Genomic DNA, 11199 nt, shown 5'->3' with positions numbered 1-11199 from the left:
AAAGACTTAATTTGGTGTTAAATTTGATTCACCAACAGAATTTGTCGATGAGCCTATATTCTTTTAATTTTATTTCCATATTATTCTTCAACTACATGAAAGGTAACATGGTCTGCTACTACATCACATTTTACAGTATTTCCTGGTAAAATACTTGAGCGAATTAATTCTTTTGCTAATGGTGTTTCAATTTCACGTTGAATATAACGAGCAATTGGTCTAGCACCATAAACCGGGTTATAAGCATTTTCAGAAATCCAATCTTTCAATTCATCCGTGAATTCTAATTGAATCTCTTGCTCTTGTAAACGAAGATTTAAATCTTTCAACATCTTACCAAGAATGCCATGAATATGAGTTCTTGATAATGGTGTAAAGAAGATTGTTTCATCAATACGGTTTAAAAATTCAGGTTTAAATGTACCCTTCAAGACACTTTCCACTGCTTGTCTTGTTTCAGCATCAATTGTTTCTCCTTGAATTTCTAATAAGAATTGGGATCCGATATTACTTGTCATAATGAAGACTGTATTTTTAAAGTCAACCACTCTACCTTTTGAATCTGTTAGACGACCATCATCTAATACTTGTAATAAAATATTGAAGACATCTGGATGTGCTTTTTCAATTTCATCTAATAAAACAATAGTATATGGATTACGACGAACTGCTTCTGTTAATTGACCGCCTTCTTCATAACCAACATATCCTGGAGGCGCTCCAACTAAACGACTCACAGAGAATTTCTCCATATATTCACTCATATCAATTCTGACCATATGGTCTTGGCTATCAAATAAGTTTTCTGCCAATGTTTTCGCTAATTCTGTTTTACCGACACCAGTTGGTCCTAAGAATAAGAAGCTACCAATTGGGCGATTTGGATTTTGTAATCCTGCACGAGAACGTAAGACTGCATCTGCCACTTTTTGAACAGCTTCATCTTGTCCAATCACACGTTCATGTAACGTATCTTCTAATTGAAGAAGTTTTTCTCTTTCTCCTTCGACTAATTTTGTTACAGGAATACCTGTTAATCGACCTACAACACGGGCAATTTCTTCATCCGTTACAGCTTCTTGTACTAATCGATTATCTTCTTGAGCATGAAGTTTGGCTTGGGCTTCTAATTCTTGAATTTCTTTTTCTAATTTAGGAATACGACCATGGCGAAGTTCAGCTGCTTTTTCTAAGTTATATTCAGCTTCAGCTTCATCTAATTCATGTTTTAAGCGATCAATTTCTTCACGTTTATCACGAATTTTATTCACTTCTTCTTTTTCGATTTCCCATTTCATTTTTAAGTTATTGGCTTCTTCACGTAATGTTGCTAATTCTTCTTGAAGAATCGATAATCGTTTCTTACTTGCTTCATCTTTTTCCATTTTTAATGCTTGTTCTTCAATTTCTAATTGCATTAAACGACGAGTCACTGTATCCAATTGAGTTGGCATTGAATTCATTTCTACACGAATTGTTGCACATGCTTCATCGACTAAATCAATGGCTTTATCTGGTAAATAACGATCTGTAATATATCGATTTGATAAAGTTGCTGCTGCTACTAGGGCATTATCATGAATATTTACACTATGATGAATTTCAAAACGTTCTTTTAATCCACGTAAAATAGAAATTGTATCTTCTACTGTTGGTTCGTGAACTAATACTTTTTGAAAACGTCTTTCTAAAGCTTTATCTTTTTCCATATTTTCACGATATTCATCCAAGGTTGTTGCCCCGATACAGTGTAATTCTCCACGAGCTAACATTGGTTTTAATAAGTTTCCGGCATCCATCGAGCCTTCTGTTTTACCAGCTCCAACAATCGTATGAATTTCATCAATAAATAAAATGATTTGTCCTTCTGATTTTGTTACTTCAGCTAATACTGCTTTTAAACGTTCTTCAAATTCTCCACGGAATTTTGCCCCTGCAATTAAAGCTCCCATATCTAATGAGTAAATCACTTTATCTTTTAAATTTTCAGGAACGTCTTTTCTCACAATTCTTTGTGCAAGACCTTCTACGATTGCTGTTTTACCTACCCCAGGTTCCCCGATTAGTACAGGATTGTTCTTTGTTTTTCTAGATAAAATACGAATCACGTCACGAATTTCTTCATCACGTCCAATAACTGGATCTTGTTTTCCAGATTTTACCGCTTCATTTAAATTTTGTGCATATTGTTTTAATGCTTCATATTGATTTTCTTGATTTTGACTAGTCACACGACTTCCTCCTCTCAATTTTTCAATTCTTTCTTGTAATACTTGTTTTGTTACTTGATGTTTCAATAAAAATTCTTTAATTGGATGATTGGTTTCCATTAAAGCTAATACAATCACTTCAGTAGCTAAATATTCATCTTGAAATTGTTGTCGAATTTCATCAGCTTTCGATAGTAAATGGTATAAAGATTGACTTAAACTTTGACCATATTGGACTTGGCTTCCTTCTACGACTGGTAATTGATCAATCTTTTCATCCACAAATTTTTCTAATTCTGAAATTGGAACATGGACATCTTCATATAGATTTCTCACAAAATGATTTGGCGTTAAAAATACTTTCCACAAATGTGAGACATCGATTTCTTGATGTTTTCTATTTTGCGTAATTTCTTGTGCCTGAGCAAGTGATTGTTGCATCATCGTTGTCATTTTTTCAATATTCATCTTGCTTCCCCCATTCTTTTTCTTCCATTTCTTGTTATCAAATCTCTTTGATGTTTATAGTATAACTCATTAGTCAATAAAGGTCAAACATTTTCTTTGACTTTTTTTGACTTTTTGACAAAAAATATAAGACTAGTTCATAGAAACCTTTATCAAGCAATGAAACCTCAAGGTTTACTTGCATCCTTGCTACTATGAATAGTCTAATTATTTATACGTCCCTTAATCAGTATATTTCAAAAAAAGAATAGAATAGAATATTCATAGTAGCTGAAACAACATAAGCCAAAAATCTCATCTGCAACGCTGCTACCGACCTAGGTACAATAAAATTTCTATGTTATAAACGTTTATACATTATCTCACTTCCAAAAGAGAAAAGACTAATTCATAGTAGCATTAACACAATAAGACAAATATGACTTATTGTGTAGGAAAATTCGAGACCAAGGCTCGAATTTTAGCAATGAAACCGTCAGGTTTGCTTGCATCCTTTGCTACTATGAATAGTCTAATTATTTATACGTCCCTTAAATAGTATATTTCAAAAAAAGAATAGAATATTCATAGTAGCTGAAACAACATAAGCCAAAAATGGCTTATGTTGTAGGAAAATTCGAGACTAAGGCTCGAATTTTAGGCATGAGACTCGCTTTTGCGAGGCTGCTGCCGTCCTAGCTACTATAAATTTCTATTCAAAAAAACGATCAATTCGAATCGATACGCAACACTTTTCTTACGCAATAATATCCAGGAATTAACTCCTTTTCCTTATCCTCAATACCCTCACCACGATAATAAGACGATAATGGCAACAAATTAATAATCGGTGCCTTATGAGTCTCCTCTAACCAGCCACCTTTCGTATAATGCTCATTATCAATAATCTCCGGACCAAATTCAGCATTTGCAATCGTTAATCCGAACATATTCTCTTTCCATAAAGGAGAAATATTTTTATGGAATAATTGACGTTTCAACTGATTCCCCCATTTAAACAATCGACGACAACTTGCACCACAACAATATTCCCACTCATCTTCCCGTAACAAACTAAATCCATGACGCTCTACATCTCTTTTTAATTCTGAAAATGAAACAGCATCATCTATATAACAATCAAACAAATCAGGATTCCATTGATTTTGTTGAATAAACAAAGGTGATTTTCTTCCTACAGTTGGATACTCTCTTAAAAAATGATTTTCTTGTCCTTCTGGCAGTAATAATTCTTGAATATTTTGAATGATTTCCTCTGTTTGATTTGCTGCTATTGATAATTGTCCTGAAATGACATTATAATGCCCAATAAATTTTAAGCCTACAAACGTTGGCTTTTTCTCAACTAATAAAGCAGGAATATCAACTTCTCTTAGAGGTGAAGTCGAACCATTAATTTTTTCATCGATATATTCAGTCGTTAAGTGAATATGAGAAAAATCTTGATCCAAAAAGCCTTTTTCCATTAAAAGTGAACTTGTCAATTGTTGATTGCAGTATCTTTTTAACTCATATCTTAATTCTTGTCTTTCTTCACTGCAGTCAAGACCAGATAGCCCTGATAAACCACTGTCCCATCCTAAAATACATTTCTTTTGACCGGGTACGAAGACATACTCTACACCATCAATGACTATTTCAAATGTATCAGTTTTAATACCTCCAAATTGATAACTGACAGGAGTAATTTTCGTAATCTCTAATATCGGATCAACAAAATGTCTGAGAACATTTTGTATGACAACTACTTTCATTTCATTCGTTAATGTTTTCCATGTTGGATTAGAAACTGCATCCAAAAAATTATTAGACATCTATATCACCTCAATCTTATTCTAAAACAATCTTAACACTTCACCATTTAAAAAATCAACTTGATTTGTTATAATACATTGTACATTAAAGGAGAACGCTATGCATTTAATTATTATCGCAAATCCATATTCCGGTGGCGGAAATGGGAAACAACAATTCGACTGCTTAGTCAACTATTGCTTAAAAAACAACATTACATTTTCAACCTATTTAACACAATATGCTGGAGAAATGATTGAAATTATTCCACGTATCATTCAAAACTTAACTTCAGAACATAAAATCATCATTATTGGTGGAGATGGTACATTGAATGAAGCTATTTCTGCATTAATTCAATGCAATCAAGAAATTCCTGTAGCTTACTTACCTGCAGGAACAGGAAATGATTTTGCAAGAGAAATGACATTAACACATGACATTCCGACATTTATTAAACATCTATATAATGAAACGATTAAAAATCTTGAAATCATTTCATATCATGAAAAAATGAGTCATAAAAAAGGAATTGCGATTAATTCACTAGGATTCGGAATTGACGCTGCTATTTGTCAGCTGAATACTGTCCAAGCAAAATCTCAAAAAAAACGATTCGGATTAAACAAATTATCTTATTTAACCCCTATTATAGATGCCTTTAAAAATCATCAAGAATTTAAAGCTTCCATTCAAGTTGATGATGAACCTGTTCAAATTGCAGATAAAAATTTATTAGTAGGACTATTTAATCACTCTTATTTTGGTGGTGGTATTCAATTTGTTCCTACTGCAAAACAAAATTCGCATCATTTTGAAGTAGTTGTTGCTAGAGATGTGACTACTAAAGTTATTCTTAAAGCATTTCCATTTATTTTATGGAATAAACAACATTTTGAACGATTTCCAAATCATTTAATGAAGCAGACTGCTACTAAAGCTTGTATCAAAATTCATCAACCTATTCTCATGCAAACGGATGGTGAAGTCACTTCTTTTGAAGCAGTTGATTTAGAAGCTAAACTAACGACTTATCCAATCTATTTAACCTAAAAAACTGGAGCCAATTTCGACTCCAGTTTTCTTTTTCTAATATCCTCTCACTTGGGCAACATATTGTTGGATTGCGTCACAGGCATATTGTCCAACACCTTTTCCATAGTTATCTAAATTAGTTCGAAACTCTTCATTATGTGCATATCCTAGTCCAATACTTGAAAATACATCAATCGAACAATCAAATGCATATTGACACATATGCTCATGTAATTCTTTTGCAAGAGTTACGTTTACTTCATCTGTTGCTGGAATTCCTTTTTGAATATTTTCTGCATAAGCAAAGAAAATTCGATTGAATCCTTCAGCTACAATATCCTCTTTTCCTTTTTGCTTTTCTTCAGCTTCATTAATCACTTCTTCACCATATTTTTTTATGGCTTCATTTTTATATTTTTTGTTATCTGAAACACTAAAACCTTTAAATTTTTCTTCTGATGTCATCCTAATTTTCCTTTCTGTAGACAGAATTGTCTTTTCTAATGTATCAATTAATGTTAGAAGTTTTTCCTTTTCATTTTGCATTAACATTAATTGTTTTTGTAAGTGTGGTAATAAGTCTTCTTCTTTTTGTTGCAAAAGCGATTGAATTTCTTTTAGAGAAAATCCTAAATATTTATAATAAAGAATCGTTTGTAAATAAGATAAGTCTTCTTCACTATAATATCGATAACCATTTTCATCTTTTTTGGGTGAAAGTAAACCTATATTGTCATAATGATGTAAAGTGCGCACCGATACACCACTAAGTTCACTCACTTGTTTAATGAAATACATCTTTATTCCTCCTAACAATTACAGTATACGGTATGACGTTAGGTCATAGTCAAGCTTTTTTATAAAAAAATACACCTCCAAAATTGGAAGTGTATCCTATTTATGATTTTGGTTGATAAGTAAATCCTTCTCCAATAACATGGGTGACTTCAGTAATAATTGTAAATGCTTCAGGATCTACATCATGAATGATTCTTTGTAATGTCATTACTTGCAGACGGTTAACGGCTACAAATAAAACTTTTCTTTCTTCACGAGAATAAAAGCCATGACCGTCTAAAATTGTTGTACCACGACCAATTTTTTCTTGAATTTGTGCACCAATCTCTTCATATTTCTTAGAAATAATCATAAATGATTTTTTAGAGTTAAATCCTTCTAATACAAGGTTAATCATTCGACTTGCCGTAAATAGATAAATTAATGTAATAATAACTTTTTCTAAATCTGAAATAATCGATAAAGGACTTACAACTAAAATATCTAACATTAATAATGAAACTGAAACATTCCATCCTAAATATTTCTTTAACATCATTGCGATGATGTCAGTACCAGCAGTCGTTCCATTTCCTAACATCACAACTCCTAATGCTGCACCAGCAACAACTCCTCCACCAATAGCAGCTATTAATGAATTTTGTGGAACAAATTGATACGCACCTCTTGTAATATCTAAAAATACAGACATCAAAATAACCGCATAGATGGTATAAAACATCGTTCTTCTTTCTAAAAATTGATAGCCAATTAATAGTAAAGCAATATTAATGACTAAGTTAGAAGTCCCTGGATTAATACCAAATATATAATATAGTAGCAAAGTAATCCCTGTTACACCACCACTCCCGAACTGATTCGGAATTACAACTGCATTAATCGTAAACGAAAAAATAAAGGAACCAATGGTAACCATTAGTATTGAAGTAAGTGTTTCTAGATTAATATATTTTTTCATAAAGACTTCTCCTTTCTCTTACTCTGGGTCTCTATGGAATCTTCCATAGAAGTTTTCTGTTGCAAATTGATTAATAATCACTCGAGGGTCTGCTTCTTTTAAGACAGAAATTGCATCGATTAATTCATAAGAAGATAATACTGTATGTAATAAATACATTTTCTCATGACTAAACCCACCAATAGCTTCTACACAAGAAATACCATGGCGAATATTTTTTAGATAAGCTTGCATGACTTCCTCACCATAACGTGTTGTAATTTGTAAAGTTACACGATGATAACGTTGATGGAAAGTACTGATTACTTTTGTAGAAATATATTGGAAAATAATCGAATATCCAGCATATCTCCAACCAAAAATAGCTCCGAAAACAATTAATAATAAGGTATTAAATACAAATACTTCTTGCCAAATTGTTTTTCCATTTCTATTCGAGAAGTATAATGCAACAAAATCAGTTCCTCCAGTTGAAGCATTTCCTTTTAAGGCAATTGAAATATAAATTCCATTCAATACTCCACCAAAAATAACATTTAATAATACATCATCAAAAATCGGTTCAAAATTTAATACTCGAATAAAGAAACTTCCAAAAAATACTTGTAAAATGGAATAAAATGTAAATCTTGGACTTATTCCACGATAACAAATAATGGCAACTGGAATATTTAAAGCTAACATCATTAGCGAAATTGAAATATCTAACCCAAATAATTCTGCAATTTGATGAATTAAAATAGATACCCCTAAAAATCCACTAGAAAGTAAGTTTGAAGGTTGAATGAATACTTTAAGTGTAAAAGCTTGTAAAAATCCAGATAAAATAATGGCAAATAAACTGACTAAATGACGTACTTTTGGATCTTTTCGATATTTACGATACCTAACGACATTAAACATACTCATAGGCGTTCCCCCACTTTAAAGTGATAACGAATATGATCAGGCGTTAACACTTTTAACTCAGAATCTTGATATAAATAAGGCCATTCAATTTCTTCTAAACATTCGACAATCGATTCAATCACTTTAATTTCTGGTACAAAAAACATAATTTCTCTTACCCCATACATTGTATGGTTCGAATCAATTGCTTGCCACTCATTCACTGCAATAGAATAATAATGTTCGTTTATTTGAAAATTAATACGCTCTGCTACATAATCGTAAGTCGTTTTAAACTGAAAATTCTTTGTTAAAAAATCAGAAGTTTTTTGAATATCTTCCACAATATAATGAACTTGGTTTAAACGAGTTTTAGCAGGTAAGCCATGGATACCTGTATCTCCTAATTGAATAAATTCTTGAATCGGAATCGTCACTTCATTTCCTTCTAAATATTGCATTTCATGATTCACATCTTCTAATAATAAATCTTTCTTTACACAATAAAATTTCAGACGATTTTGCTCTGGATCCATAATATAAAATCCTTCACTATACCCATCATCACAAGTTGCCATAATCATTTGTTCTTCTAATAGAAAGTGATTACTCAAATCACCCAATAATTGTTTTTTAGGAATTTCAAACCCTAAGTAATACGTTAAATTAGTCTTACGAGTGCCAGAATTTTCCGCAACCATAAGACGAATCATTGGAATACTTCCTTGAGGTAGTCCTAACAAAACTTCCGTTTCAAAGTCTTGTAAAATGGTTAACCCAAGAACTTGTGTATAAAACCTCTTCATACTATGAATATTTTCCACAAATAATGTTACTTGAGCAATATCCCACTCTTTTTTTGAACCAGAAGGCAATAAATTTTTTAAATAGTCAAATAAATTTTTCACTGCTCTTCATCCTTTATTATTTCTATTTTAAAATAAAATAATCCGAACATCATATCAGATTTGTAGTCATCAATAGTTCGGATTCAACATCAATTCATTTTAGTTTTCGAAAGCAACTGTTAATGGAGGTACAACTTGTTTTTTACGAGATACAACACCTGGTAAAATTAATAAGCCATTTTCATACTCTGTATTAAATGCTTTTGCAACAGTATCTAATGCTTCCCCTACTACTAATCCAGTAGAAACACTTGTTAAAATATTTGTTACAACTAATAAGAAAGTATCATATCCATGAGTTGCATTTGCTTCTTTCATGCTAAATTCTAATGCTTCTCTACGAGCTAATAATTCTTGTTCATCCACAACATTCACTTGAGCAATTCGCATATTGTAAGATCCCATTGGGAAAGATTTAGCATCTAAATCAATTAACTCTGCTTCAGATTTAGTAGATAAATTTGTACCTGCTTTTAGCATTTCTAGTCCATAAGAATTTACATCAATTTCAGCAATACGAGCTAATTCAGTTGCTGCTTCAATATCTTGTTGTGTGCAAGTTGGTGATTTGAATAATAATGTATCAGAAACAATCGCTGAAACCATTAATCCAGCAATTTCTTTTGGAATTTCAATTCCATATTCTTTATACATTTTAAATAAAATTGTATTTGTACATCCAACTGGTTCACAACGATAGAATAGAGGATTTGCAGTTTGGAAATTAGCAATTCGGTGATGATCCACAACATATTGCACTTCAACCTTTTCAACATCAGAAGCACTTTGTTGAACTTCATTATGGTCTACTAAAGCTACTCTATCTGTTTCTTCACTAACTGAAGATACAACACGTGGAGCTGTTCGATTAAAATAATTTAATGCATATTGAGTTTCTTCATTAGGTTCTCCTAATGCTTTTAATAAATATGCATACGAAATAGCGGATGTAATCGCATCTGTATCTGGATTTTGGTGTCCAAAAACTAATAACTTACTCATCTTTAATCCTCACTTTTATAAATTTTATAATGACTATTTTACCACACAATGTTTAGAAAACCAAACTAAACTTCTAAATAGCCTTTGTATTCTTGTGTTCTTAAAATACGGTTTGCATTAGCCACACGTTCTTTCGTTGGTGGTTCAATATGTTCTAATTTATATGGAATTCCTAAGTTTTTCCATTTATAAACTCCTAAACGGTGATACGGTAATACTTCAAATTTTAATACATTTTTCAATCCTGCTACAAAATCACTTAATCTTTGTAAATATTCGTCATAATCAGAACGTTCAGGAACTAATACGTGACGAATCCAAACAGGTTGACCTTTATCAGATAAATATTCAGCTAATTGTAAAATATTTTTATTTGTCCAAGCTGTTAATTTCTTATGTTGTTCATCATCAATATGTTTAATATCTAATAAAATTAAATCTGTATATTCTAATAATTCCTCGAATTTACTAAAGAAAGGTTCATCATACGTAAATGGCATACCACAGCTATCTAATGTAGTGTTGATTCCCATTGCTTTACAACGTTTGAAGAAATCAATTAAAAAATCAACTTGTAATAAAGGTTCTCCTCCACTTACTGTTACTCCACCTTTTTTACCCCAAAAGGCACGATAACGCAAAGCTTCTTCTAATAATTCTTGACTTGTAATCTTTTGTCCTCCACCAATATTCCAAGTATCCGGATTATGGCAAAATTCACATCTCATACGACATCCTTGCATGAATGTCACGAATCGAACTCCTGGTCCATCAACAGAACCAAAACTTTCTGTAGAATGAATATATCCAACAACTGGCTCACTCATTCGTTATCCCTCCATTTTGTCAAAATAATTGACACTATTTGTTACTATTATAACACACTTTCTAAGAAAAAAAAGAACGTTGATCACTCAACGTTCTCATTACTAGCGTTCTAGGAGGGATTCGAACCCCCGACCGTTCGCTTAGAAGGCGAATGCTCTATCCTGCTGAGCTACTAGAACAGTACAAGAGTTATTATATCAATCCATATAATAACTGTCAAGACTTGAAACAATAAAATCTATTCTTTGAATGGTACCGTAAAGTTTCAAAGTAACTTCTAGTTAAGTATCAAAACTAGAAGTTAGTATGA

General features: G+C 31.8%; 9 protein-coding genes and 1 tRNA gene. 1 reads left to right on the top strand and 9 read right to left on the bottom strand.

Annotated elements, in window-relative coordinates; translation table 11 throughout:
• Nucleotides 1-80: 80 nt before the first annotated feature.
• Together clpB and RWZ86_RS07390 are read right to left on the bottom strand one after the other, a co-directional pair.
• A complete protein-coding gene (gene clpB, locus RWZ86_RS07395; RefSeq protein ID WP_314680997.1) occupies nucleotides 81-2678 on the bottom strand; it encodes an ATP-dependent chaperone ClpB in 2598 nt (865 codons plus the stop codon).
• Nucleotides 2679-3385: 707 nt separating this feature from the next.
• Nucleotides 3386-4492, bottom strand: coding sequence for a hypothetical protein (locus tag RWZ86_RS07390; RefSeq protein ID WP_314680996.1), 1107 nt, complete (start codon nucleotides 4490-4492; stop codon nucleotides 3386-3388).
• Nucleotides 4493-4592: 100 nt separating this feature from the next.
• On the opposite strand from RWZ86_RS07390, the gene RWZ86_RS07385 reads away from it, so the two are divergent.
• Nucleotides 4593-5525: a diacylglycerol kinase family protein gene (locus tag RWZ86_RS07385; RefSeq protein WP_314680993.1), complete on the top strand. Its 933-nt coding sequence runs from the start codon at nucleotides 4593-4595 to the stop codon at nucleotides 5523-5525.
• A 36-nt stretch (nucleotides 5526-5561) separates the two neighbouring features.
• Here RWZ86_RS07385 and RWZ86_RS07380 read toward each other — a convergent pair whose 3' ends face one another.
• From RWZ86_RS07380 to RWZ86_RS07350, 7 genes are all read right to left on the bottom strand, one after another.
• Nucleotides 5562-6305: a MerR family transcriptional regulator gene (locus RWZ86_RS07380; protein ID WP_314680992.1), complete on the bottom strand. Its 744-nt coding sequence runs from the start codon at nucleotides 6303-6305 to the stop codon at nucleotides 5562-5564.
• 100 nt (nucleotides 6306-6405) lie between these two features.
• Nucleotides 6406-7263 (bottom strand): YitT family protein, encoded by an 858-nt coding sequence (locus RWZ86_RS07375; protein WP_314680991.1) that lies wholly within the window; start codon nucleotides 7261-7263, stop codon nucleotides 6406-6408.
• Between the two features lie 18 nt (nucleotides 7264-7281).
• Nucleotides 7282-8172, bottom strand: a complete 891-nt coding sequence (locus RWZ86_RS07370; RefSeq protein ID WP_314077315.1) for a YitT family protein — start codon at nucleotides 8170-8172, stop codon at nucleotides 7282-7284.
• On the bottom strand, nucleotides 8169-9059 hold the full coding sequence (locus tag RWZ86_RS07365; RefSeq protein ID WP_314680986.1) for a VOC family protein: 891 nt from the start codon (nucleotides 9057-9059) through the stop codon (nucleotides 8169-8171). Before RWZ86_RS07365 ends, RWZ86_RS07370 begins: the two co-directional genes overlap by 4 nt.
• A 99-nt stretch (nucleotides 9060-9158) precedes the next feature.
• Nucleotides 9159-10061, bottom strand: coding sequence for a manganese-dependent inorganic pyrophosphatase (locus tag RWZ86_RS07360; protein ID WP_314680985.1), 903 nt, complete (start codon nucleotides 10059-10061; stop codon nucleotides 9159-9161).
• A gap of 65 nt (nucleotides 10062-10126) precedes the next feature.
• The gene (gene pflA, locus RWZ86_RS07355) at nucleotides 10127-10888 is read right to left on the bottom strand and encodes a pyruvate formate-lyase-activating protein (RefSeq protein ID WP_314680983.1); all 762 of its coding nucleotides are present in this window, start codon (nucleotides 10886-10888) and stop codon (nucleotides 10127-10129) included.
• A gap of 106 nt (nucleotides 10889-10994) precedes the next feature.
• Nucleotides 10995-11068 (bottom strand) — tRNA-Arg (locus RWZ86_RS07350).
• Nucleotides 11069-11199: the final 131 nt, after the last annotated feature.

This window comes from uncultured Granulicatella sp. (assembly GCF_963545075.1).
GTDB lineage: Bacteria > Bacillota > Bacilli > Lactobacillales > Aerococcaceae > Granulicatella.
Note: the sequence above shows the minus strand (reverse complement) of the source record. Positions and strands in the feature narration are given on the sequence as shown.

Coding starts and splice junctions, on each gene's coding strand:
- RWZ86_RS07380 (WP_314680992.1), bottom strand. CDS start 6,305: ATGTATTTCATTAAACAAGTGAGTGAACTTAGTGGTGTATCGGTGCGC.
- clpB (WP_314680997.1), bottom strand. CDS start 2,678: ATGAATATTGAAAAAATGACAACGATGATGCAACAATCACTTGCTCAG.
- pflA (WP_314680983.1), bottom strand. CDS start 10,888: ATGAGTGAGCCAGTTGTTGGATATATTCATTCTACAGAAAGTTTTGGT.
- RWZ86_RS07390 (WP_314680996.1), bottom strand. CDS start 4,492: ATGTCTAATAATTTTTTGGATGCAGTTTCTAATCCAACATGGAAAACA.
- RWZ86_RS07385 (WP_314680993.1), top strand. CDS start 4,593: ATGCATTTAATTATTATCGCAAATCCATATTCCGGTGGCGGAAATGGG.
- RWZ86_RS07360 (WP_314680985.1), bottom strand. CDS start 10,061: ATGAGTAAGTTATTAGTTTTTGGACACCAAAATCCAGATACAGATGCG.
- RWZ86_RS07375 (WP_314680991.1), bottom strand. CDS start 7,263: ATGAAAAAATATATTAATCTAGAAACACTTACTTCAATACTAATGGTT.
- RWZ86_RS07370 (WP_314077315.1), bottom strand. CDS start 8,172: ATGAGTATGTTTAATGTCGTTAGGTATCGTAAATATCGAAAAGATCCA.